Origin of the sequence: Hyphomonas sp., from assembly GCF_013823385.1 — a bacterium.
In the GTDB taxonomy this organism is placed as follows: Bacteria; Pseudomonadota; Alphaproteobacteria; order Caulobacterales; family Hyphomonadaceae; genus Hyphomonas.
This window is the reverse complement of the sequence record NZ_PNMA01000002.1, coordinates 105,293-127,465: the sequence shown is the minus strand read 5'-3', so window position 1 is coordinate 127,465 and position 22,173 is coordinate 105,293. Positions and strand designations below refer to the sequence as shown.

Annotated in this window: 29 protein-coding genes and 1 pseudogene; 13 read left to right on the top strand and 17 right to left on the bottom strand. The window is 63.6% G+C overall.

Going from position 1 to position 22,173, the window contains the following annotated elements:
• Window positions 1–66: 66 nt before the first annotated feature.
• From C0456_RS02510 to hemE, 3 genes are read right to left on the bottom strand one after another with little or no spacing between them, the layout of a single operon-like run.
• Window positions 67–510 (bottom strand): CopD family protein, encoded by a 444-nt coding sequence (locus tag C0456_RS02510; RefSeq protein ID WP_291047889.1) that lies wholly within the window; start codon window positions 508–510, stop codon window positions 67–69.
• Window positions 511–524: 14 nt separating this feature from the next.
• Window positions 525–1,598 carry a ferrochelatase gene (gene hemH, locus C0456_RS02505; protein ID WP_291047887.1) on the bottom strand — a complete coding sequence of 358 codons (1,074 nt, stop codon included), beginning with the start codon at window positions 1,596–1,598 and terminating at the stop codon, window positions 525–527.
• Window positions 1,599–1,613: 15 nt separating this feature from the next.
• Window positions 1,614–2,648 carry a uroporphyrinogen decarboxylase gene (hemE, locus tag C0456_RS02500; RefSeq protein WP_291047885.1) on the bottom strand — a complete coding sequence of 345 codons (1,035 nt, stop codon included), beginning with the start codon at window positions 2,646–2,648 and terminating at the stop codon, window positions 1,614–1,616.
• A gap of 341 nt (window positions 2,649–2,989) precedes the next feature.
• Between hemE and C0456_RS02495 the strand changes: the two genes are divergently transcribed.
• From C0456_RS02495 to dnaQ, 5 genes are read left to right on the top strand one after another with little or no spacing between them, the layout of a single operon-like run.
• Complete coding sequence (locus C0456_RS02495; protein WP_291047883.1) at window positions 2,990–3,832, top strand: pyruvate, water dikinase regulatory protein; 843 nt, start codon at window positions 2,990–2,992, stop codon at window positions 3,830–3,832.
• Window positions 3,829–4,425, top strand: a complete 597-nt coding sequence (locus C0456_RS02490; RefSeq protein WP_291047881.1) for a Maf family protein — start codon at window positions 3,829–3,831, stop codon at window positions 4,423–4,425. Before C0456_RS02495 ends, C0456_RS02490 begins: the two co-directional genes overlap by 4 nt.
• Window positions 4,422–5,234: a shikimate dehydrogenase gene (aroE, locus tag C0456_RS02485; RefSeq protein WP_291047879.1), complete on the top strand. Its 813-nt coding sequence runs from the start codon at window positions 4,422–4,424 to the stop codon at window positions 5,232–5,234. Before C0456_RS02490 ends, aroE begins: the two co-directional genes overlap by 4 nt.
• Complete coding sequence (gene coaE, locus C0456_RS02480; RefSeq protein WP_291047876.1) at window positions 5,231–5,839, top strand: dephospho-CoA kinase; 609 nt, start codon at window positions 5,231–5,233, stop codon at window positions 5,837–5,839. Before aroE ends, coaE begins: the two co-directional genes overlap by 4 nt.
• Window positions 5,836–6,534, top strand: a complete 699-nt coding sequence (gene dnaQ / locus C0456_RS02475; RefSeq protein WP_291047874.1) for a DNA polymerase III subunit epsilon — start codon at window positions 5,836–5,838, stop codon at window positions 6,532–6,534. The genes coaE and dnaQ overlap by 4 nt, the downstream gene beginning before the upstream one ends.
• 7 nt (window positions 6,535–6,541) lie before the next feature.
• Here the strand turns inward: dnaQ and secB are convergent, their stop codons facing one another.
• Window positions 6,542–7,042, bottom strand: coding sequence for a protein-export chaperone SecB (gene secB, locus C0456_RS02470; protein ID WP_291047872.1), 501 nt, complete (start codon window positions 7,040–7,042; stop codon window positions 6,542–6,544).
• Between the two features lie 136 nt (window positions 7,043–7,178).
• On the opposite strand from secB, the gene C0456_RS02465 reads away from it, so the two are divergent.
• From C0456_RS02465 to C0456_RS02455, 3 genes are read left to right on the top strand one after another with little or no spacing between them, the layout of a single operon-like run.
• Window positions 7,179–7,793, top strand: a complete 615-nt coding sequence (locus C0456_RS02465) for a Tim44/TimA family putative adaptor protein (RefSeq protein ID WP_291047870.1) — start codon at window positions 7,179–7,181, stop codon at window positions 7,791–7,793.
• 51 nt (window positions 7,794–7,844) lie between these two features.
• Window positions 7,845–9,074 (top strand): MltA domain-containing protein, encoded by a 1,230-nt coding sequence (locus tag C0456_RS02460; RefSeq protein ID WP_291047869.1) that lies wholly within the window; start codon window positions 7,845–7,847, stop codon window positions 9,072–9,074.
• Window positions 9,040–9,612 carry a Smr/MutS family protein gene (locus C0456_RS02455; RefSeq protein WP_291047867.1) on the top strand — a complete coding sequence of 191 codons (573 nt, stop codon included), beginning with the start codon at window positions 9,040–9,042 and terminating at the stop codon, window positions 9,610–9,612. The genes C0456_RS02460 and C0456_RS02455 overlap by 35 nt, the downstream gene beginning before the upstream one ends.
• A 52-nt stretch (window positions 9,613–9,664) precedes the next feature.
• On the opposite strand, the gene C0456_RS02450 is transcribed toward C0456_RS02455, so the two are convergent.
• Complete coding sequence (locus C0456_RS02450; RefSeq protein ID WP_291047865.1) at window positions 9,665–10,336, bottom strand: DUF1013 domain-containing protein; 672 nt, start codon at window positions 10,334–10,336, stop codon at window positions 9,665–9,667.
• 233 nt (window positions 10,337–10,569) lie between these two features.
• On the opposite strand from C0456_RS02450, the gene C0456_RS02445 reads away from it, so the two are divergent.
• Complete coding sequence (locus C0456_RS02445; protein ID WP_291047864.1) at window positions 10,570–11,838, top strand: aspartyl protease family protein; 1,269 nt, start codon at window positions 10,570–10,572, stop codon at window positions 11,836–11,838.
• On the opposite strand, the gene C0456_RS02440 is transcribed toward C0456_RS02445, so the two are convergent.
• The gene (locus C0456_RS02440) at window positions 11,828–12,802 is read right to left on the bottom strand and encodes an NAD(P)H-quinone oxidoreductase (RefSeq protein ID WP_291047862.1); all 975 of its coding nucleotides are present in this window, start codon (window positions 12,800–12,802) and stop codon (window positions 11,828–11,830) included. The genes C0456_RS02445 and C0456_RS02440 overlap by 11 nt on opposite strands.
• A gap of 105 nt (window positions 12,803–12,907) precedes the next feature.
• Here C0456_RS02440 and C0456_RS02435 point away from each other — a divergent pair, with 105 nt between their 5' ends.
• Window positions 12,908–13,093, top strand: coding sequence for a DUF1192 domain-containing protein (locus C0456_RS02435; RefSeq protein ID WP_035597314.1), 186 nt, complete (start codon window positions 12,908–12,910; stop codon window positions 13,091–13,093).
• Window positions 13,094–13,159: 66 nt separating this feature from the next.
• A complete protein-coding gene (locus tag C0456_RS02430; RefSeq protein WP_291047858.1) occupies window positions 13,160–13,702 on the top strand; it encodes a DUF1465 family protein in 543 nt (180 codons plus the stop codon).
• A 32-nt stretch (window positions 13,703–13,734) separates the two neighbouring features.
• On the opposite strand, the gene C0456_RS02425 is transcribed toward C0456_RS02430, so the two are convergent.
• The gene (locus tag C0456_RS02425) at window positions 13,735–14,343 is read right to left on the bottom strand and encodes a TetR/AcrR family transcriptional regulator (protein WP_291047856.1); all 609 of its coding nucleotides are present in this window, start codon (window positions 14,341–14,343) and stop codon (window positions 13,735–13,737) included.
• A 151-nt stretch (window positions 14,344–14,494) separates the two neighbouring features.
• Between C0456_RS02425 and C0456_RS02420 the strand changes: the two genes are divergently transcribed.
• Window positions 14,495–15,118: a carbonic anhydrase gene (locus C0456_RS02420; RefSeq protein WP_291047855.1), complete on the top strand. Its 624-nt coding sequence runs from the start codon at window positions 14,495–14,497 to the stop codon at window positions 15,116–15,118.
• A gap of 81 nt (window positions 15,119–15,199) precedes the next feature.
• Here C0456_RS02420 and ppa read toward each other — a convergent pair whose 3' ends face one another.
• From ppa to C0456_RS02400, 4 genes are all read right to left on the bottom strand, one after another.
• The gene (gene ppa, locus C0456_RS02415) at window positions 15,200–15,736 is read right to left on the bottom strand and encodes an inorganic diphosphatase (RefSeq protein ID WP_291047853.1); all 537 of its coding nucleotides are present in this window, start codon (window positions 15,734–15,736) and stop codon (window positions 15,200–15,202) included.
• A gap of 130 nt (window positions 15,737–15,866) precedes the next feature.
• Complete coding sequence (locus C0456_RS02410) at window positions 15,867–17,141, bottom strand: hypothetical protein (protein WP_291047851.1); 1,275 nt, start codon at window positions 17,139–17,141, stop codon at window positions 15,867–15,869.
• A 120-nt stretch (window positions 17,142–17,261) separates the two neighbouring features.
• Window positions 17,262–17,741: an ArsI/CadI family heavy metal resistance metalloenzyme gene (locus C0456_RS02405; RefSeq protein ID WP_291047850.1), complete on the bottom strand. Its 480-nt coding sequence runs from the start codon at window positions 17,739–17,741 to the stop codon at window positions 17,262–17,264.
• 24 nt (window positions 17,742–17,765) lie between these two features.
• On the bottom strand, window positions 17,766–18,101 hold the full coding sequence (locus C0456_RS02400; RefSeq protein WP_291047848.1) for a helix-turn-helix transcriptional regulator: 336 nt from the start codon (window positions 18,099–18,101) through the stop codon (window positions 17,766–17,768).
• A gap of 127 nt (window positions 18,102–18,228) precedes the next feature.
• On the opposite strand from C0456_RS02400, the gene C0456_RS02395 reads away from it, so the two are divergent.
• Window positions 18,229–18,912 (top strand): hypothetical protein, encoded by a 684-nt coding sequence (locus C0456_RS02395; RefSeq protein WP_291047846.1) that lies wholly within the window; start codon window positions 18,229–18,231, stop codon window positions 18,910–18,912.
• On the opposite strand, the gene C0456_RS02390 is transcribed toward C0456_RS02395, so the two are convergent.
• The 6 genes and pseudogenes from C0456_RS02390 to C0456_RS02365 all read right to left on the bottom strand — a co-directional run bounded on the left by C0456_RS02390 (window position 18,909) and on the right by C0456_RS02365 (window position 22,059).
• The gene (locus tag C0456_RS02390) at window positions 18,909–19,520 is read right to left on the bottom strand and encodes a TIGR02466 family protein (protein WP_291047844.1); all 612 of its coding nucleotides are present in this window, start codon (window positions 19,518–19,520) and stop codon (window positions 18,909–18,911) included. The two genes, C0456_RS02395 and C0456_RS02390, sit on opposite strands and share 4 nt — an antisense overlap.
• 30 nt (window positions 19,521–19,550) lie before the next feature.
• Window positions 19,551–20,033, bottom strand: coding sequence for an SRPBCC family protein (locus C0456_RS02385; RefSeq protein ID WP_291047842.1), 483 nt, complete (start codon window positions 20,031–20,033; stop codon window positions 19,551–19,553).
• Window positions 20,034–20,045: 12 nt separating this feature from the next.
• Complete coding sequence (locus C0456_RS02380; protein WP_291047840.1) at window positions 20,046–20,651, bottom strand: dihydrofolate reductase family protein; 606 nt, start codon at window positions 20,649–20,651, stop codon at window positions 20,046–20,048.
• A 66-nt stretch (window positions 20,652–20,717) separates the two neighbouring features.
• Window positions 20,718–20,810, bottom strand: a pseudogene (locus C0456_RS20860) (polyketide cyclase); the annotation flags it as partial.
• A gap of 14 nt (window positions 20,811–20,824) precedes the next feature.
• Window positions 20,825–21,448: a TetR/AcrR family transcriptional regulator gene (locus C0456_RS02370; RefSeq protein WP_291047837.1), complete on the bottom strand. Its 624-nt coding sequence runs from the start codon at window positions 21,446–21,448 to the stop codon at window positions 20,825–20,827.
• Between the two features lie 314 nt (window positions 21,449–21,762).
• Window positions 21,763–22,059: a hypothetical protein gene (locus C0456_RS02365; protein WP_291047835.1), complete on the bottom strand. Its 297-nt coding sequence runs from the start codon at window positions 22,057–22,059 to the stop codon at window positions 21,763–21,765.
• Between the last annotated feature and the right edge of the window lie 114 nt (window positions 22,060–22,173).

Below are 22,173 nucleotides of genomic sequence, written 5' to 3'. Positions count from 1 at the left end.
GTGCCTTATCCGCCACAAACCGGTTGCCCGTCAAGCGCCCATAAGGGGATTGTGGCCCTGGCCCTGTCAGAAAGGCTTCACGATCACCAGGATCACGACGCCGATCATTAGCAGGAAGGGGACCTCATTCATCATCCGCAGGGTCCTAGCCTGAACCGTACCTGTCACCCGGTCGACCTTCTTGCCAAGACCGATGAAATAGCCGTGCAGGCCGGAAATGATGAGCACGAGCAGAAGTTTCGCGTGAAACCATCCCTCAAGGTAGAGCTGTCCGCCACGTTGCCAGTCGACATAAACCATGGCCAGACCGAAGACCCATACAAGGATAAGGCTGGGATTGAGGATGATCATCCGGAGCTGGCCGGAGGATTTCTTCATCGTTTCAAAGAGGGGCTCGCCCGGCTGGCTGGAGAGCTGGTGGATCTTGTAGCGCGGATAGACCAGCAATCCGGCCATCAGCGCGATGACGAATACCACATGCCCGGCTTTCAGCCAGTTATAGAGATCCATGCCTGCGCTCCCCGCTAGACGGCTTTTTCCGTAATACGGACGCCGGCTTTCTGTTTTGTTTCCGCATGGGGGCAGCCGCTCCAGCCGGAAGGGCAGAGGCGCCCGCCGGCGCAGGAGCGAATGGACTCTTTCATGGCCAGCGCCTGGGTCACTTCACCCGCCAGCGAGGCGATGAAGCCGGGATGGATGCCCAGCGCCTCGACACGGGTATAGCTCGCCGCGCCGTGCTTTTCGGCAATGAGGCGGTATTCCTCACCAAGCTCAACCAGCGTTTCGATGTGTTCTGAAACGAAGGCAATCGGCGCGATCAGGATATTGCCGCCCTGTTCGGAAATGCGCTCGATCTCTCCTTCGGTCGCCGGGCCGATCCATTTCAGCGGACCCACGCGCGACTGATAGCAGACGCTGACCTCCCAATGGGCCGGCACACGGCCGGCAACCATTTCAGCCAGTGTTTCACACTGCCATTGATAGGGATCGCCGGCCTTCACCACGCTTTCGGGCAGACCATGCGCGGAGAGGAGGAGGTTTACCTTTTCCGGCCGGCCGGCGCGTTCCCAAGCTTCCATGATCCGGTCGACATGGGCGGAAACGAAATTCTCCTCGAAAGGATAGCAGCAGACCGTGCGGCTCTTGCCCTTGTATGCAGTGTTCCAGGCGGTCAGGGAGGATCCCGTCGTGGTGGTGGAGAACTGGGGATAAAGCGGCAGGAGGACGACTTCATCAGCGCCCCATCTCTGGACTTCGGCAGCGGCTTCCTCGGTGAAGGGGTGCCAATAGCGCATCGCAATGAAGCAGCGGATTTCATCTCCCGGCAGCCGTTTCGCCAGTTCCGCCTCAAGCGCCGCAGACTGTTTCTTGGTTTCGCGGAGCAGGGGAGAGCCGCCCCCGGCATCCATCAGGGCATAGTTTTGCTTCACCATCGGCGCACGCCGGGAAGAAATTAGCCGGGCAATCAGCCAGCGGATAGGAAGAGGTGCCCGGATGATGGCCGGATCCCGGAATAGATTTTTCAGGAAAGGCTGAACGTCGTCACCGGTATCCGGGCCACCCAGGTTGAACAAGACAACAGCGATCCGGCGGCCCATTTCGGCCCTCACTTTCTATTCGGTTCTGATCAGTTCCAGCACACGTTCGACATGCGCAATCGGGGTCTCGGGGCGAATGCCATGACCGAGATTGAAGATATGGGGCCGTCCCTTGTAGGCGTCCAGCAATTCGCGGACGCGTGCGTCAAGTCGCCCGCCCCCTTCGATCAGGAGGAGGGGATCAAGATGCCCCTGGACCGGAAAACCCGCCGGCAACTGCGCATTGATGAAGGCGGGCGAGACAGCCGTGTCCAGCCCAACAGCTGTGACCCCGGTTTCCCGCACATATTCGGGCAGCATGACGCCCGCGCCGCGCGGAAATCCGATCACCGGCACCGTGATGCCCATTTCCCGCAGCCGGGCGACCAGCTTCTTCGTCGGCTGGATGACGACTTCGCGGAAGATGTTGTCCGGAAGGCCCTCGGCCCAGCTGTCAAACAGCATCAGCGCATCGGCGCCGGCCTCGACCTGGCGGGAAAGATAATGCGCTGTCGCTTCGGTGACCTGATCCATTACGGCTGCCAGATCCTCCGGCCGGCCATGGGCCCAGCGCCAGGCGGTGGACTTGTCGGTCTTGCCCCGGCCCTCGACGGCATAGAGGCTGACCGTCCAGGGTGAACCGGCAAATCCGATCAGCGTGGTGGACGAAGGCAGGGCGGCTTTCACGCGGGAAACGGTTTCATAGACAGGCGCGAGACGGTCGGCCGCTTTCTGAGGCGTGACCCTTCCCAGATCGGATGGGCCGGAAATCTGTTCGACCAGCGGGCCTTCTCCCTTCTCGAAAGCCACTTTCAGACCCATCGCATCCAGGATGAGCAGGATGTCTGCGAAGAGGATTGCCCCGTCCATGCCATAGCGGCGGATGGGTTGAAGCGTGGCTTCGGTGGCAAGGGACGGGGTGTAGCAGAAATCGAGAAAGTCTTTCGCTCTCGCTCTCGTCTCCAGATATTCGGGCAGGTGGCGCCCAGCCTGGCGCATCATCCACACCGGAGGTGGTTTCACAGCCTCGCCTGACAGTACAGCCAGCAATTTCTTAACGGACGTTGCCACGAAGTCCCCTTCCCAATCTCATCTAAATGCCCGTCAGGGCGCTTATGATTATAACCCCGAGGGATTCAGGGATAACCCATCTGTTAACGCTTTATCCCGGCAAATCCACAGGCGAGTCACAGATTGGCCCGCGATGCTGTGGCGTTTCAAATCCGAAATGAGTCAATGGTTAACAGGGTGTAAACGTCCGTGTTGGAATCACAGAGGAGAACGCAGCGTGACTCTCCAGAGGTGAGAATCCTGCAATTGTGAGTCGCCTGTGAATCCGTGTGTGTGATTTGGAATTCCACATGGGAGTCACACCCCTTGTGAAATCGGCGCCAGACCGGCAAGAGACATCCGTGACCCAGCCTCAACGCCCCAGCATCTACTTCAATGTGCATCTCGTGTCCGACAGTACGGGCGAGACGCTCAACGCCATCCAGCGCGCGGCCTGCGCCCAGTTCGAGAATGTGCAGCCGCTGGAACACAACTATTACCTCGTTCGCTCCGAACGTCAGCTTGAAAGAGTGATGAAGGAGATCGAGGCGGCCCCCGGTGTGGTGTGGTACACCATTTCGGACGGCGCGCTGCGCGGCCGGCTGGAAGCCTTCTGCCGTGAGCGGAGCATACCCACCCTGCCGGTGCTGGACCCGTCAATTGCCATGCTGAGCCGCCATCTGGGTGTGGCCCCGAACAACCGGGTCGCCGGCCAGCACGCCCTCGACGAAGACTATTTCGAGCGGATGGAAGCGATCAACTTCACCCTGGCCCATGATGATGGGCAGAATGTGGAAGGCCTGATCGGCGCCGATGTCATCCTCCTGGGCGTCAGCCGCACGTCGAAAACGCCAACCTGCGTATATCTGGCAAACCGGAAGGTGAGGGCCGGGAATATCCCGCTGGTGCCCGGCGTGCCGCTGCCGGACTTCATGGAAAAACTGGGCGACAAGGGCCCGCTGGTTGTCGGCCTCAAGATTTCCGCCGAACGCCTCGTGCAGATCCGCCGTCAGCGGCTCATCTCGCTGAACCAGGACGAGATCACCGAATACGCTGACGAAGAAGCCGTGCGCGACGAGATCACCCAGGCCAACCGCCTGTTCCAGCGCAATGGCTGGAAAACGATAGATGTCTCCCGCCGCTCGGTGGAAGAGACTGCCGCCGGCATTCTCAACATGCTGCATGAACGCTGGGGGCATTCATGAGCCTTGCCGTCACGCTTGCATCCACCAGCAAGAGCCGCCGCGCGCTGCTGGCCGCTGCCGGTGTTGAAGCCGAGAGCGCCGCGCCGAATGTGGATGAGGAAGCCTTCCGCAACGCGATGCGCGCCAACAGGCTGCCCGTGCGCGAGCAGGCGATGCAGCTGGCGGAGCTCAAGGCGATGCGCGTATCAGCCCAGCGCCCCGGTCTTGTGATCGGCGGGGACCAGATGCTCGCCCTTGGCGATCAGGCCTTCGACAAGCCCGCTGATCTTGAGGCGGCGAAAAACCATCTGCGCCAGCTGTCGGGCAAATCCCACACGCTGGAAACCGCGATTGTCGTCTGCGAGGATGGCGCGCCAGTCTGGCGCCACCTAGCCCGGCCGAAACTGACCATGCGCCCGCTCACGGAAGAATTCATCGAAACCTATGTTTCGGCCTGTGGCGACGCGCTTCTCTCGACTGTGGGGGCTTACCAGCTCGAGGGTCTGGGCGCGCAGCTGTTTGCGCGGATCGAGGGAGATTATTTCTCCATTCTCGGTCTGCCCCTGCTGCCGCTCCTGGACTACCTCCGTATCCGGAAAGTGCTTCCTACATGACACATCTTCTCGGCGTGGTGGGCGATCCCATCGCCCATTCGCTTTCGCCCTTCATCCATAATGGGTGGCTGCGCGGCAATCAGATTGACGCGGTTTACTCGGCCTTCGAGGTCAAGGCGGGCGAACTGGCTGCCGGTCTGGAGGGGCTCGCCCGGCAAGGCGTTATCGGCCTCAACGTCACCCTTCCGCACAAGGAAGAGGCCCTGCGCCTCTCTGCATCGGTCAGTGAAACCGCCCAGCGCCTCGGCGCGGTGAATTTCCTCGTCCGCCGCGACAATGGCTGGATTGGCGACAATACAGATGCCCCCGGCTTTGGACTGACGCTTGACTATGGCGAGATTGATGTCTCCGGCCGCGCGGTTTTCCTGCTCGGGGCAGGGGGGTCTGCGCGGGCAGTTGCTTCTGTGCTGGCTGAGCGCGGCGCAAAGCTGACGATCTGTAACCGGACGGTGGCGCGGGCAGAAGCCCTGGCGCGGGAACTCGCGCCCGGCGCGCGCGTGCTTTCGCTGGAAGAGGGGCTGCGCCAGCTTCCCTCTGCGGCGCTCGCCGTCAACACGCTCAGCCTGGGCCATTCGGGCGGAGAGTTGGAGCTGCCCCAATCGGCTGGCGGCATCTTTTATGATATCAGCTATGGCAAAGGCGCGGCTGCCGCGCTGGCCGAAGCCAAGTCCAAGGGCTGGCGCACGCTGGACGGGCTGGGCATGCTGGTGGCCCAGGCAGCCATCAGCTTTGATCACTGGTTCGGCGTCATGCCGGATATGGCCGAAGCCCATGCCCGCTGCCGCAGACTTGTGGAGGCAACCTCATGATCATCCTTGGGCTGACCGGTTCCATCGGCATGGGCAAGTCCGCCACGTCGGGCCTTTTCCGCGACGCCGGTGTGCCGGTCTATGATGCCGATGCCGCCGTTCACGCGCTCTATGCCGAAGGCGGCGCAGCGGTGGCCCCGATCGAGGAAGCCTTTCCTGGCGTCGCCGAGAAGGGCGCCATAGACCGGCAGAAGCTGCGCGCCCGCGTGCTGGATGATGCCGCCGCGATGAAGCGGCTGGAAGGCATCGTTCACCCGCTCGCCGGAGAGGCCCAGCTTGATTTCCGCCGCCGGGCGAAAGAACAGGGCGCGCCGTTTGCGGTGCTGGATATTCCGCTGCTGTTTGAAACCGGCGGCAACCGGCATTGCACCTACACGCTGGTGGTCACCGCGCCGGCCGATGTGCAGCGCGCCCGCGTGCTCGCCCGGCCCGGCATGACGGAAGATGCGTTCGAGGCTATCCTCGCCCGCCAGATGCCAGACGCCGACAAGCGCGCCCGCGCCGACTTTATCCTGTCGACAGCCCATGGTTTCGACTTTGCACGCGACCAGGTCCGCGCCATCATTGCCCTGATGCAGCGAATCGCTTCCGGAGAGGCGTCATGACAGACCGTATCCGCGAAATCGCCTTCGATACCGAGACCACCGGCCTCAATCCGAATGAAGGCGACCGGATCATCGAGATCGGCGCGGTCGAGATGATCAATCACATCCCGACGGGCAAGACTTTCCGCCGCCTGATCAATCCCGGCAAGCCGGTATCCGAAGCCACGATCCGCATCACCGGCATCACCGATGATCACCTGCGCGACAAGCCGCCCTTCGAGCATCCCGACATTATAGATGCTTTCATGGATTTCCTGGGCGACGCCACCATCGTCGCGCACAATGCCAGCTTCGACCGCGGCTTCCTGAATATGGAGCTGCAACGCTGCGGACGGGACATTATTCCGGAAGAGCGCTGGGTCGACACGGTTCGGATCGCGCGTAAACGCTATCCCGGCGCCCCGGCCAGCCTGGACGCGCTCTGCAAGCGGTTCGACATTTCTCTGGAAAGCCGCACCTTCCACGGCGCGCTGCTCGATAGCCAGCTGCTCGCGAGCGTCTATCTGGAACTGCTAGGCGGGCGGGCCCGCGCCTTCGCGTTCGAGCCGGCCTTTGACAGCAGCAGCTACAAGCGCCCTGCGGCAAAACAGCGGCCAGAGCCGCTGCCGTCTTTGGTGACCGAGGCAGAGCGCGCCGCCCATGCTGCGCTTGTCGAGAAGCTTGGGCCGGACGCGCTCTGGAAGTCGTATCTCTGACGGGCGATCAGTTCGCGCCGCCATTTCCGTTCTGCACGCGCTCTGCGGCGCGGCGGTATTGCGCCTGATACAGCGCGACAAAATCGACCGGATCGATCAGCAGGGGCGGGAAGCCGCCCTCACGGGTGATCTCGGCAATGATGCGGCGGGCAAAAGGGAAAAGCAGGCGCGGGCATTCGATGAGCAGCATCGGCTCAATCTGGTTTTCCGGCACGTTCTGCAGCTGGAACAGGCCTGCATAGTCCAGTTCAGAAATGAACAGGACAGTTTCGCCAGCCGTCGCCTTGGCCGAGAGTTTCAGGGAAACCTCGAACAGGCCGTTGCCATCGGCATGCGGCGTGGCGCCCACATCGATCCCCAGATCGATATTCGGCTGGGTTTGAACCGGTGCATGGCCCGGATTCTCGAAAGAGAGATCCTTCACATACTGGCCGAGCACACGAAGGCTCGGCGGATTGGCGGGCTGCTGACCGGGGGTGGGGTTTCCGGGGGCGCTCGTATCTGTCATTATCCACCTCTGAAGTTAGGGTCTCGCGCCTAGCATGCAGCCCCGTCAGGTGCAACGCATGGGCTGGCAACAGGACGGTAGTGGCACTATGTGTGCCGGAGACCCTGTAAATGCACTGAAGGATTTCGCCGCTAAAATGTCCAACCCGCTGATTGAAGTCCTTATCCTTGCGGCTGTCGCCCTGTTCGTTCTGTGGCGGCTCTACTCCGCCCTTGGCCGGGGAGGGGATGAAGGCCCGATGCAGCGCCCGGCGCCGACGCCGGAAAAACGCGCCCCGCAGGGAGAGGCCCCTGTGCCGATGCAGCGCCGGGTCGATAATGAGCGCCCGATCTTTACCGGCCCCGCCGCGGCCGGCCTCGAAGACATCTATAATGCCGACCCGTCTTTCCGCGCTGAAGACTTCATGCGCGGTGCCAAGGCCGCCTATCAGATGATTGTGGCCGCCTATTCCAAGGGCGACCGCAATGCCCTGCGTCCGCTGCTGGATGATGACGTGTATGAAGCCTGGGACGCGGCGATCGCCGCGCGCGATGCCAGCGGCGCCCGTCCGTTCGAGCTGCTGCGCATCAAGAAAGCCGAGATCGAGCGTGCCGAACTGGATGGCACGATGGCCCGCGTGATGGTGCGCTATGAGGCCGAACTGGGCGATGGCGAGACAACCCGCATCGCGCGCGAAATCTGGACCTTCATGCGCAATGTTTCCTCCAGCGACCCGAACTGGCTGCTGGATGATGTGGATGTTGCTGCCTGACATATCTCTCAGATGACAAGTTAAGGGGTTTCGCGGCATAACCGGCGGGCCATGATCCGTCTTGTCTCGCTTCTTTTCGCCGCACTCCTTCTGGCAGCCTGTCAGACCGCGCCGCGCCCCGCGCCACCGGTGACGGGCCCCGGCCAGCAGGTGCCCGGCCTGTTTACGCCGCCGCCCGCCTCCAGCCCCGCCAGCTACCGCGATCTGCCCGGTTGGCAGAGCGCCCCGCTTGCCGCCTCGCTCGAAGCCTTCCGGCGCACCTGCGACCGTTTCTCCCGCCGCGCCTGGGACGCGCCGCTCTCGCGCAATGCCGCCTGGGCGGGAACTGCCGAAGACTGGGCGCCCGCCTGCGCCTCGCTCTCCACCCCGCTGGATGACGCGGCCGCCCGGCGCGTGTTTGAATCCCTGTTCGTCCCGGTCGAGATCATCGATCCGGAAGGCAAGCCCCGCTTCACCGGCTATTTCGAGCCGATGTACGAAGCTCGCCGCACGCCCGAGCCCGGGTTCACCGAGCCTGTGCTCGCCCTGCCGTCAGATTTCGTGGCCAATGGTGACAGCCCGCTCCAGCGCCTGCCCAATGGCACCACCCGGCCTTATCCGCCGCGGGCCGAGATCGCCTCGAATGTCTCCGCGCCGGTCATCGCCTGGGCGCATCCCTCTGATGTCTTCTTCCTGCAGGTGCAGGGCTCCGGCCGCCTGATCTTTCCGGACGGTCACACCATGCGCGCCGCTTATGCCGCGCATAATGGCCAGCCTTTCAAATCGGTCGCCAACTGGCTGATCGAAACTGGCCGCATCACGCGCGGGGAAGGGTCCATGCAGGGCATCCGCGCCTGGATGGACCGTGCGTCCCCGGATGAAGTGCGTCAGGCCATGAACATCAATCCGCGCTTTGTCTTCTTCCAGGCGCTGCCCGAAGGCGACGCGGCGCTCGGCCCCAATGGCGCGCACAATGTACCGCTCACCCCGCTCGGCTCCATGGCAGTGGACCCCTCCTTCCATGCGCTCGGCGTGCCGATGTTCGTGCAGACTACGGCGCCGGGCCTCGGCGGGGCATGGTCCGGCCTGCTGATCGCGCAGGATACGGGCGGCGCCATCAAGGGCCCCGTGCGCGGCGACATCTATTTCGGCACCGGATTTGACGCCGGCCAGCGTGCCGGCACGATGAATGCGCAGGGCCGCCTGTGGGTGCTCCTGCCGCGCAAGGTGGCTGAGCGGCTCTATCACAATCTTGGCGCGCGTCCTGTTGCTGCGCTCGAGACTGCGCCGGACATGGGCTGAACCGGTGAAAGGCCGCCGGCTCAGCGAAGAAGAGGTCCGCGCCTGGGCGAAGGTCGCCTCGACGGTGAAGCGCATCGGCCCACGCGAAGCCTCGTTGCCGGATTTCCAGGCCGCGCTCGAAGCAGGCGAAGCCGAGCTGCGGGACGAGAAAAAGCCTGCGCGCAAAACACCCGCCCGCGCTGCTCCGCCCGAACAGCCCGCGCCGCGAGCGCCGGTCCCGCCCGCAGACCGTGGCCGCGAAAAGCGCGTCCGGCGCGGCAAGCTGGATATTGCCTCCACCTTTGATCTTCACGGGCATACGCAGATCAGCGCTTCGCGCGCGCTGCCAGGCTTCCTGATCGCTCAGCAGGCGGACGGGGCGCGCTGCGTTCTCGTCATCACCGGCAAGGGGCGGGAAGGGCAGGGGGTGTTGCGGCGCAATTTCCTGCTCTGGCTGGAAAGCCCGGAGGCGCGCGCGCTCGTCTCCGGCTATGCCGAGTCCCATCCCAAGCATGGCGGCAGCGGCGCGTTCTATGTGTTCCTGAGGCGGATGGAATAAAAAAGCCGGGCCCCGAAAGGCCCGGCTCTCAAATTTGTCTGACACCGGAGGATCAGTCGAAGTCGCGGAACACGTCTGCGGCCGAGACGTCCTTCTTGCGGACATCCTCTTCCTCAACCTCATACGCGTCAGCCGTATCCTTGGCCGGGGTGAGGCCGGGGCCTTCGCCGCGTGCGGCGCGCTCGGCGTCCATCTTGCGGCGGCGGTCGGATGCCTTGGAGATCACCTCATCCAGCTCGATCTGGCTGCAGAGGCCCAGCGTCACCGGGTCAACCGGGCGGATATTCTGGGCATTCCAGTGAGACTTGTCGCGCACATTGTTGATCGTCGTCTTGGTGGTGCCGATCAGCTTGATGATCTGCGCGTCGGTCACTTCCGGGTGGTTGCGGATGAACCAGGCCACGGCGTCGGGCTTATCCTGACGGCGGATCACCGGCGTATAGCGGCTGCCCTTGCGCTTGGGCTGGGGAATGTGGGCGATCTTGGATTTGGCCACCTGCAGCTCATAATCCGGGTTTTTCTCGCCCTTGGCGATCTCTTCGCGCGACAGCATTCCGCCGGCGATCGGGTCAACGCCGCGCATGTTCTCGGCAACATCGCCATCGGCAATGCCTTTGACCTCGAGATGGTGCAGGCCGCAGAATTTCGCGATCTGCGCGAAGGTCAGCGTCGTGTTGTCGAGGAGCCAGACGGCGGTGGCGCGGGGCATCAGGACATCGGCCATGGAAGTCTCCTGTATCTTTCCAAACTGGGGGCCTGAAATGCAGCCGCCCGGCACGCGAGTGCCGGGCGGGATGAGGTTTCAGGCAAACTGTGAACCTTGAAAGGCTTATAGGCCAAATGCGTCCCCTTGGGAAGCGCGAAGGGATGCAACCTCGCCGGATCTGACACTCAGGGTTTCATGGCTTGCAATCATTATCGTTTATCGATATTAATCGCGGGAGAAGGAGTGCTGCGATGAAACCCCTGCTTGCTGCCCTGCCGGTTACATTTTTCTTCGCCTCTGCCGCTTGGGCGGATCCGCCCGATCTGGCCGCCGCCATCCGTCAGAATGATCTGGCCGTGATCGAGGCGGTTGCGGGGTCGGATGGGAAAGAAAGCGCGGTGGCGCAGGGCGCGCTGGCGGCGCTGCGGCGGGAAGATGATGCCGCGCTGGAAATCCTTGCCGCAGCTGCCGAAGATGACGCGATGGCAGCCCCCCTGAAGCGAGCCGCCTGGTCTGTCTCAGCGGGTGTCTATCTCCGGCAGGGCCGTTTTGCCGAGGCGGCCGATGCTTTCGAGGCTGCCGACGCGGCCTTGCCGGAAGCAGATGAAGAGGCGGCCCGCAGCGCGGCCCAGGCGCGCGACTTTGCCCGCACGGCCGCACCGGCAGCCGCCATGCGCGCCCATGTTGCCGATACCGGTGAAGCAGAGATCACCCGCGATCTGGCGGGCCTTCCCCGTGCCACCGCCCTGATCAACGGACAGCCGCAGGACGCGGTGCTCGATACCGGCGCCAATTATTCCACCATCATGGCCTCGGTTGCCGAAGCGCTCGGCGTGCATCTGCTGGAGGGGGATATCTCCGTCGGCGCCTCGGCAAACGATTCCGTAGCCGGACGGATCGGCATTGCCAGCAATCTCGTTCTGGCGGGCGGCGAGATGACAGATGTGGTCTTCATCGTGCTGCCCGATGAGGCGCTCTCATTTGCGGACGGGGCTTACACGATACCGGCGATCATCGGCCTCCCGGTTTTCGCCGCGCTCGGCCGGGTCAGCTTCGAGCAGCAAGGCGAGACTGAATGGCTTCGCCATGCCGCCTCGGAGGAAGGCTGGACCGAGGGCTCGAATCTCGTGTTCAGCGGCCTCAGCCCCATCGCGCTTCTGAAGGCGAATGGTTCCCCGGTCCGCATGTTCATCGACAGCGGCGCCACCACCAGCCATCTCACGCCGCGTGCGGTGCTCGATTACCCGGCCCTGCTGGAAGGGGCCACGTCAGACAGCACCCGGATCGGCGGGGCAGGGGGAGAACGCGTGTTTGAAGACGCCGCCATCATTCCCCGCCTTGAGATTGAGATCGCCGGACAGACCGTGACGCTCAGCGACATTCATGTCCTGGACGATGCGGCCGATGGGCGCCACGGCCTGATCGGCCAGGACATCCTCAACGCCACCACCGGCTATGTGATCGATTTCGGCGCGCGGCGGTTTGAACTCTTGCCCCCCGCCAGTCTGCCTACACCCTGAGCAGGATTTTCCCCGAATGGCCGCCCTTGTCCATATGGGCGAGGGCCACTTCCGCTTCGGCCAGCGAATAGACCGTATCCAGCACGGGGCGGATCTTTCCGCTGGCCACATGCGGCCAGAAATCGGCCTCCACGGCTGCCCGGATGCGCGATTTCTCCGGCACAGGCCGGGCCCGCAGGGTGGTTGCCATCAGGGAGAGGCGCTTCATCAGCACAAGGCCGAAATTCACCGTCGCCGTCATCCCGTTCTGATAGGCAATGTTGATGATCCGCCCATCGGCTTTTGCGGCGCCGATATTCTTCTGGATGTAATCGCCGCCCACCATGTCCAGCGTCACGTCTGCGCCGCCCGCTTCCTTCACCACCTTTTCGAAATCCTCGGCGCGGTAATTGATGGCGATGTCGGCGCCCAGATCCCGGGCCAGCGCGCATTTTTCCTCTGATCCGGCCGTGCCAAAGATTTTCGAGGCGCCGTAGACCTTCGCCATCTGGATCGCCATCACGCCGATGCCGCTGGTGGCGCCATGGCAGAGGAAGGTCTCGCCCGGTTTCAGGCCCGCCCGGTCAAACACATTGGCCCAGGCCGTCATCATCGCTTCGGGAAAACAGGCCGCCGTCACAAGGTCGATGCTTTGCGGCACCGGCAGCACAGAGCCCTCATCCACCACCACATGGCTGGCATAACCCCCACCGGCCAACAGGGCGCACACGCGGTCTCCCATCTGGAAGCGCGCCGCGCCAGGTCCGATCCCGGCAACGACGCCGGAAACCTCAAGCCCGAGTATGTCCGAAGCCCCCGGCGGCGGCGGGTAACGGCCCGCCCGCTGGGCAAGGTCGGCGCGGTTTAGACCGGCAGCGGCCACCTCGATCAGGATTTCGCCGGGGCCGGGCACCGGCCGGGGCCGCTCGATCAGTGTCAACGGCGCGCCAGGCTCGCCATGGGCGGCGGTCATGAGTGCGGTCATCGGGGTAACTCCTTGCGCAGTATTAAGGGTCTCGGAGTCGCTTCTAGCCCGGCTTTCTGCTTTGATGAAACCAGTGAGACGGAGACATTCCCCGGAGAATTAGCCATGGCCCTCAATGATGAAGAGCCCGTCCTGGTGCGCAAGGCGCAGGCCCTCGACCAGATGTCGATTGATGAACTCGAAACGCGCATCGGCCAGCTGAAAGCCGAAATTCTGGCCTGCGAGGCCGAGATTGAGAAAAAGAAAGCGCAGAAACGCGCCGCAGATGCCCTGTTTGGTGGTAACAGTTAAGCGGGCCGAAACGGCTTGCAGGGTAAACCTGCGGAGATATGCCGCGAGAGCGCGTGGAGAGATGTGATGGCAGAGCGCGATTTGGTTCCCCCACAGCCGCTGGAGCCGTTCACGGGTGGCAAGCTGTTCGACACCGTGTTCACGCGCGGCATGGCCCTGGTTGAGGAAACCGCCGCCTATCTCGATGGCCCCGGCCGCGAGCAGTCAAAAAGCCTGCCCCGCGAAGCCAGCCTCACCTATGCGGCCTGGAGCATGGAGCTGACCACGCGCCTGATGCAGGCGGCCTCCTGGCTGGTGATGCAGAAGGCCGTGCGCGATGGTGACATGCGCCGCGAAGATGCCAGCGCCCGCAAATACCGCATCCGCCGGGACGAACCCGCCCTTGATCCGGCCATGCAGGAGGGCAGGGGCCTGCCGCCGCGTTTCCTCGAACTCGTCGGCCGGGCCGAAGCGCTGTTCGAACAGATCTGCCGCCTGGATGAAGCCCTCTACCAGCCCGGCCGCGCGGCTGGGGCGGCCAATCCGGTGTCCCAACAGATGGCCGCGCTTCAGAAAGCGGCCGATACCGGCGCGTTTGACCCGCTGATGATCTGGCGCCGCGCGAAATAGCGCGCAGCTCACCCACCTCAGTATTCAACCCCTCAGAACTGCGCGTAGGTCCGCAGGAAGGCGGTCGCCTGCTCGGCGCAGAAGCCTTCCTTGACCGGCGCGCGGGAAATCGTCAGCCGGTGGAAGATCGGTCCCAGCAATTGTTCCAGCACGTCATCCAGCTCGAAATCGCGCCGGATCACGCGTTTTGCCGCCAATTCCGCCAGCAGCATGCGCAGCGGCTGGCGAATGTCGCGGCCCACCCAGGCGCGCCAGACTTCCCCGGCATCCTTGTCATCGGCCGCCGCCAGCAGCGCCACCCGCAGCACGGCATGGCCATGCCCGGTGCGCGCGGCTGCCTCCAGCGGGATGATCAGCGCGGTGATCCGCTCCTGCGGGTCGCGCCCGCCCTCCGGGGCGTCGGGGATCAGGGCCAGGGCAGCGTCGACACACATCGCGCCGATGGAGGGCCACCAGCGATAGATCGTCTGTTTCGAGGCGCTGGCACGCTTGGCGACGGAATCGACACTGAAGCCGCGCCAGCCATTCTCCGCCATCTCGTCGCGCGCCGCTTCGAGGATGGCCGCTTTGGACACTTCGCTGCGCGTCGGGCCCTTGCGGGAGCGCGAAGGCGTGCTCGGGGTCTCGGTCGGCGTGCTCATGTCTGGTTTCTCCATGGGGCCCGCCTTGATAAACCGGATTCGGCGCTCAGGCGAGACTGACCGTTCCGTGTTAGGGAGAATTCGTTTCAAAATTGCTTGCGCCCCAGCAGTTTTTGGGCGATCCGCCCCTCCGAAAGCTTGGAGAACTGGGATGAAAACCGTTGATGACATGATCACCGGCTACCGGCGCTTCCGGGCCGGTGTGTACGCCGAGCAGGCAGAACTCTACCAGAAGCTCGGTCATGGGCAGGATCCGGATATCATGCTGATCGGCTGCGCCGACAGCCGCGCGGAGCCGTCTGATATTTTCAATGCAGCCCCCGGACAGATGTTCGTGGTGCGCAATGTGGCCAATCTCGTGCCGCCCTATCAGCCCAATGGCGGGCTGCACGGGGTTTCGGCTGCGCTGGAATTTGCCGTCAATATTCTCAAGGTGAAGATCATCGTGGTGATGGGCCATGGCGGTTGCGGCGGCGTCACCGCCTCCCTCACCAAGAATGACAGCCCGCTGATCGGCGAGTTTGTGGCCCCCTGGGTTAAATTGCTGGATGACGCGCGGGAGCGTGTGCTGGCCACCCAGCCGGTAAATCCGCAATTCGCGCTGGAACTGGAAGGCATCGAAACCTCCATCCAGAACCTGATGACCTTCCCCTTCGTGCGCGAGAAGGTCGAAGCCGGCGCGCTGGAAATCCATGGGGCCTGGTTTGCCATCAAGCATGGCGAGCTGCACTGGCGGAACCCGCGCTCGAAACGCTTCGAGATCGTCGCGCCCTGAACCCGCCAAGGCAGGGGGCAAAACAAAACGGCCCGGAAGGATCATCCCTCCGGGCCGTTTTCGTTTCTGAAGGGCGAAGTCTTACTTCGTATTGGCCTGCTCGCGGGCCACGGCTTCGCGGATCAGCTCGCGCGCCTTCTCGATGCCCTGCCAGCCGTCGATACGGGTCCATTTGCCCTTCTCGAGGTCTTTGTAATGCTCGAAGAAGTGCTGGATCTTGTCGCAGAGGGTCTGGGGCAGGTCGTGATAGGTCGAGATCTTGTCGTAATAGCCCGTCAGTTTCGGGTGGGGCACGGCGAGGATCTTCTCGTCCTGGCCCTTGTCGTCGGTCATCATCAGCACGCCCACGGGGCGCGCGCGCAGGACAGAGCCCGGCACCAGCGGCCGGTTGCCCACCACCATCACGTCCACCGGGTCGCCATCGAGGCTCAGCGTGTGGGGCACAAAGCCGTAATTACAGGGATAGCGCATCTCGGTGTAGAGGAAGCGGTCGACGAACATCGCGCCGGAGGCCTTGTCGATCTCGTATTTGATCGCGTCGCCGCCGAGGGGCACTTCGATCAGCACGTTGATGTCGTCAGGCGGATTGTGGCCGGCGGAGATTTTGGAAAGGTCCATAGCGCGTCGCATCCTTCGCTGTGGGAGGGCAGGAAAGTTCGGCGCTCCGATGAACCTGCCAGCGCTTAAGGTCAAGGCCCGGATCGTTAACTAGGCGGGTTATTGGCGCGCAGCGCCTGGAAATCCGGGCTCAAAGCGCTTCCCGGAACCAGCCGGCGACCTGCTCGCCTTCGCGGTCGGCCAAAAGGCTCAGAAAGCTCTCCAGCGTTTCGGTTCGCCGATCATAGGCATCGCGGAAAAGGCCGTCCATCGCTGCCTCGCCGATATGATCCTGCAGTTGCCAAAGCAGGGAAGGGCCCTTCTCGTAGAGCAGGCTCTGCCGGGCGTGGCCAAATCCGTCGAGGGTCAGGATGGAGCCTTCAGCCTCGGCTGCGGCGGCGTCCAGTGTGCTGCGGCGCTTTGCCAGCCAGCTCTCTCCCCAGGCCGCTCCTCCCCGCCGCATGGCCAGATATTCGGCCACGGATTCTGACAGAAACTCGTCCGCGGTGCCCGGCTGTCCGGCCGACCACCAGAGATGCGCTATCTCATGGTTGAGCGTATCGAGCTGCACCTCCAGATTGGAGAGGTTCATCACGATGAAATCCCCCGCCGTGGCATAGGCCTGGTTGGGATAGACAAGGCCGGGGTCGATATTGGGATAAAGCAGGGTGATCGTGGATTTATCCGTCCGCGGCGGGCCAAAGATGCCGGCATAATAGCTGTAGGCCGCGCTGACCGTGCCGAGAATTTCATCCGCCTCGGGTTCGGCCACAACACTGTAGAGCCGGGCCGAGAGCCCGCCGCCCAGCGCGCGCGCTTCCATCACCCAGCTGTCAGACATCGCAAAGGTGATCCGCCCGCCCACCGGCCCGCCCGGATCAAGCGTCCAGCGGCCCGGCGCAATCTGCGTGGCCTCGCCCGGCCCGATAACCTCATACGCCTCTGGAACCTCCAGCGTGACGCGGGAGCGCACCAGCGACTCTTCCAGCCAGACCGGATACCACAGCGTTTCCAGCGTCATCTCCGTCCAGCCGGGCGAAACCACGCCCCGCCCGATGAAGATGTCGTCCGTGGTGATATGGCCGGCATAGGAGAAGGCCATCTCCAGCGTGTCGCCTCTCGTCAGGGGAGGCACAGGCGTCACGATGATCGCCTGCGTCTTTTCCAGAACCTCGCCGCCAAAGGTGGCCACCGGCTCTATGCGCGCGGCCTCGCCCGCGCCGAAGGTGAAGGCGGTGATATCCACCCCCGCATTCAGCAACAGCCGGATTTCCGCCACATCGCCATCGGCCACCACGGTGAATGTTCCGTCAGCGGATATCGCCCCGCTGGCCGGATCAAAGCGGGCGGTGATCTCATACCGGTTTGAAAGGTCCCCGGCCATCGCCGCGCCCGAAGGCAGCAACAGCCCAGCCGCACAAAGCATCGGGCAGGCGGCGCGAAGCAAGCAGGAAACAGTCTTCATGCCCGGAGGCTAACGTTTCCTCGCCCCGCGCCAACCCTGAATTTCAGTCCCGCAGTCAGCCTTTCGGCCGCTGCTGTCCTGTCAGCCGCAACAGCTGGCGGCAGGCGCCTCCGCCTTGGGGGCAGGGGCTGCAACCGCCATGCCGGTCTGCGTTGCGGCGAGGCGTCCGCCGGCAACCTCCGGCCCACCGCCATAGACGGCGCTTTCGCCAACCGTGTGGAACACTTCCCAGGGAACGCCGGCCGGATCGCTGATCCAGCTTTTCTCTGACTTGGCATAGCAGCACACCGTCGCGCCTTCTTCCAGAACCGGCGCATCGGCTGCCTTCAGGCGTGCATAGACTTCGGCCAGCTCCTCGCTGCTCTCCGCCTGGATGCCGAGATGCTCGACACCGGCCGCCGCGCCCCGCGCGCTGATCGCAAGGTTGACGCGCGGATCATCCAGCATCCATTTGGCATAATCATCCTTCAGCACCGTAGGCTGGGTGGCAAACAGGGTGGAATAGAACGCCACGGAGCGTGACAGGTCATCCACTGCAATGTGAACATGCAGGCGTTTCATGGGATTTCCTTTCTTCCCGGAATGTCAGCAGCAGCGCGACTGCGCCGCCTCAAGCACAGGGGCGTAAACTTCGCTCCGCCCCTGGCAGCAATCTTCCATCAGGAACACGATCAGTCCGCTGATGGCCTCGTATTGAGCCTTGTAGATGATCGACCGGCCCTGCCGCGTGCCCTCGATCAGCCCGGCATGGGAGAGGAGGGTCAGCTGTGAGGACAGCGTATTGGGCGGCACGCCCAGCGCGGCGGCAATTTCCCCCGCTGGCAGCCCGTCCCGGCCCGCCTTGATCAGCAGACGGAAGAGGGCCAGCCGGTTTGCCTGAGCCAGCGCAGAGAGTTGAGCAAGAGCGGTTTTCGATTCCATATTTCCAATATCGTCGAAATATGGAATTCGTCAAGGGGCAAATTGCGTTAGCCTGATCTGAGTTTGAGACTTCGGAAATTCCCGGCCGGGGTAGTATGAACAAGGCGGCGTCATTGGGGGGCGAAAGATGACAGGCGAGCGCTGGCACCTCCTCTCGGCAGGTCTGGGCGCAGCCATCCTGCTCGGCGTGCTGCACCACATCGCGCCCGGCAGCACCGCGCGCTTCTTCGGCGGGCTCCACCCATTGCCGATCGTCCTGGCCATTACCGGCGCCGGCCTCCTCGGCCTGCGCCTCCTGCGCGCGCCCGGCGGATGGGCACTTGCCGGCAGCAGGCCCCGGCCCGCCATCCAGGCCATTCTCGCCCTCGCCTGCGCCCTTCCATTCTGCGTGGCCGTGACGCTGGCAGACCTTGCCTTTCGCTTTCCGGAAGGGATCAACCTCACCGGCGGGGCGGGGGCGGTCTTCTACCCCGCAATGGCGGTGGTCGCCGTCATCTGTTTCCATATCCTGCCGGCTGCGCTGATCGCCGGTCTTCGCCGCGCCTTGACGCGTCCTGCCGGCCGGCCCCTGCCCTGGCTGCCGGCCGCGCTCGCCGCAGCCCTTGTTGAGCCCCTCTTCCAGATCAGCCATGCCGGGGCATTTTCGCCCATCAGCGGCTTTACCTTCCTGCACGTGTTCGCCTTCAACCTGCTCGCCCTCCACCTCCTGCGGGTGTGGGGCTTCCTGCCATCATTGCTGATGCGGCTTGGCTATTATGCCTGGTGGCATCTGATCTGGGGCGCCCTGAGGCTGGACCTGCTTTTCGCCTAGCCCTTGCGCTTCAGCCCATAATTGAAGCTCACCGAGATGCGCGCCTCGTCCGTCCGGCTTGGCATCACCTCATGCCGCAGCCAGCTTTCCCAGAGCAGGCAATGGCCTTCGCGCGGCGCCACATACACAAACCGCCGCGCGTCTTCCGGCGCCCCGTCCGTCAGCTGCGGGGCAGCCATCATCATCGCCAGGCGCGGGTCTTCATACTTGATGCGCCCGGCTCCATCCGGCACGCGCACATAATAGGTGCCCGAGATCACACTACCGGGATGTATGTGCCCCGAATGATGCCCGCCTTCGCCGAGGATGTTCACCCAGATCGCATCAAGGCTGAGCGCCAGCCCCTCCATGTCCCAATGGTGATCGCGGGCAAACTTCGCCGCCGCCTTGTCCAGATGCTTCTTCAGCTCCGCAAATTCGGGGAAGCGTGCCGGCAGGTCGTCGAGCGAGGCATAGGACGTATACCCATCATACCCCTCCGCCTCGCACCATTCATTCCCCGCAACGTCTTCCTCTTCCAGCAGCCACGCGCATCGCTCCAGCCCCTCGCGCAGGGCGTCGCTGCCAAGCTTCACTTCCTCGATCCGGGTGGCAAACAGAACGCGCATGGGCAGGGGCCTCCAAAGCTCCCCGCGCCCTTACAATCCCTTGGCGAGGGCTTCAAGCTGATCGGCCGCCATCCGCCAGCCCTCATGAAAGCCCATGGCCTCATGTTCCTTCATCGTTTCCTCGTTCCAGTGCAGCGCGCGCCAGATGTAATGCGTGCGGCCCTCCCCGGCATCGGCAAACACCGTCTCGCAGGTCATGAACGGCCGCTCCGACGGGATCCAGCCCGGCAGGAAGGCATCCGTCGTCACGATCCGCCGCATCGGCGTCACTTCCAGGAACACGCCGAGAGTCTCAAACCGCTCCCCATCCGGACCATTCATCACGCTATAGCTTTCCCCGCCGGGGCGCAGGTCCATCCGCGCATCGCTCACATACCAGGGCTTGGGGCAAAACCACTGCTCCAGCAGGGCAGGCTCGGTCCAGCAGCGCCACACCTTCTCCACCGGCGCATCCATCACGCGCTCATGGGTCAGGGCGAATTTCGGTTCTGCCGTGCTAATCGTTCCGGTCATGGGCCGTCTCCTCTAGGTATAGCGTCCGGTGCGCAGCGGCCCGGCAGGTTCAAATGTGTGGATCATCAGCCCGGTCTCTCCCGTCCGTGTCCGGATCAGCTTCAGCTCTCTGGGCGGGGTGCCGTCGGGAAAGATGCGCTTTCCCGTGCCAATCAGCACCGGCACGGCGATCAGCACCACCTCGTCTGCAAGCCCGTGTTCCAGCAGCGCGGCGGCGAGGCTTGAGCTTCCCCAGACCAGCAGGTCCGGCCCGCGCGTTTCTTTTATGCGCCGGATACCGGCCACAATGTCCGTCCCCAGGCTTTCTGCCGGCCCCCAGCTGAGGCTTTCCGGCCGGTGGGTCGCCACATATTTGGTCGCGCCGTTGAACTTCGTGGCAAGCGGGCCTTCGCCCGCATGGGGCCAGTAGCCTGCCCAGATGTCATACGTCCTGCGCCCCAGCAGCAGGTCAAAGCGGTCGGCATGCGCGGTCTCCACGGCCTCGTCCAGGATCGGATCATCAAACGGCGCGGCCCATCCGCCATGGGCAAAGCCCGCATCGCTGTCTTCCCCCGGCCCGCCCGGCGCCTGGATAACCCCGTCCAGCGAGATGTATTCGAGTAGAGTTATCTTCCGCATCGCGCGCTCCGTCTACTGATTGATCCCCGGCCCCGCCGGCCAGGCCAGTTTCTCCAGGCCTTCCTGCCAGCTTGCCATCGCATCAGGCGCGATGAAGGCGCGGTACACCTTCTGCGGATTGGCCGTCAGCACACGGTGCAGATGAATGGCCGATAGCATGGCGTTTCCTCCGGTTATTCTGTTGCGGGTAGGGCAGGGGCTGCAAACAGCAGCGCCACATAGCGGCGCAGATGATCCAGGCTCTCCCGCGCGGGCGCGGCGTCTCCGCTCGCCTTGGCCAGGATGAACGCGCCCTGCGTCACCGCCACGATATGCAGCGCCAGGCCCTGCGCGCTCCAGCCGCCCGTAATGCCGCGCGCGGCCATCGCCGCTTCAATATCGGGCACCAGCCGCTCGCCATGCCGGCGCATGCTGTCCCAGCTGGCGGCCGCCACAGGCGCGCTCGTCGCCCAGGCCTCCTGCGCCATCGTGCCAACAAAACAGGTAAATTCGGCAATCTCCCCGCTCATCATCTCGCGGCGAAAGTCGATATAGCCGAGCACGCGGGCCAGCGGATCAGCCGCGTCATGGTAAGGCGCGGTCTCGAAGAAGGCCTCGGTCACCTCGCTCCAGTGATGGGCGGCGGCGGCGGCCAGCTCCTCCTTGCTGCGGAAATGATGAAAGAACGCGCCCTTCGACACGCCAGCGGCCGCACAGATCTCATCCACACTCGTCGCGGAGAGCCCCTGCTGGCGCACCAGCCCGAAAGCGGCCTCCATCAGATTGTCCCGCGTCTGCGGATTCGCCTTCCGGGCCATGGGTGGGTGCTCCTTGACGGGAAGCATACCAACTAGTCGGTATTGCCGTCAAGCGGAAGGCAAAGCCGGTTCCCAACCCGTAGGGCGGATAGAGCAAAGCGAAATCCGCCATCACCCAATACGGCGCCCGTGCGCGCCGGATTTCGGCTTCCCAGCCTCTATCCGACCTAGGTGGCGCGATCTGACTCGATGCTTGGGATTTGAGCCACGGGTGGATGCTTATCGAAGAATACATACCACCAAGTCGGTATCGCCGTCACCGCCGCAAGAAAGGGCGGGCGCCAAATTCCGCCCCCAAACGGTTAGCAGTGACGCTATCCAGATCCAGCACCAAAGAAAATCAGGCCCAAGCCAGCAATAACGCCGCCTACTGCGGTAATCACGATTGGCTTTATCCAGCCTGCTGCGGCGCGTTTGTAGAAGCCTTCGATTACTTGGCCATCAGGTTCGATTGGTTCCCGTGAAACCACCAGACCCCGTTGTGTATGGATGTGAACGTTGTCTTCGTACGAAACGTCTGTACGTCCGTCGATAAGAGCGGCGGTTCCGACATGCTTGAAGGTGTTGCCTTTTATGACAATTCCTTGTTGCGAAGGGCTCTTCTCGGTCACTGAGAACTCCTTGTGTTGCAGAGTTAATTGACCCTGAGTCCCGGCTCCAAAAGGTGGGGTTCTAACCAAGACCAATCGCACTCCAACGTTTGAACATAAGCCCCGGTCGCTGGC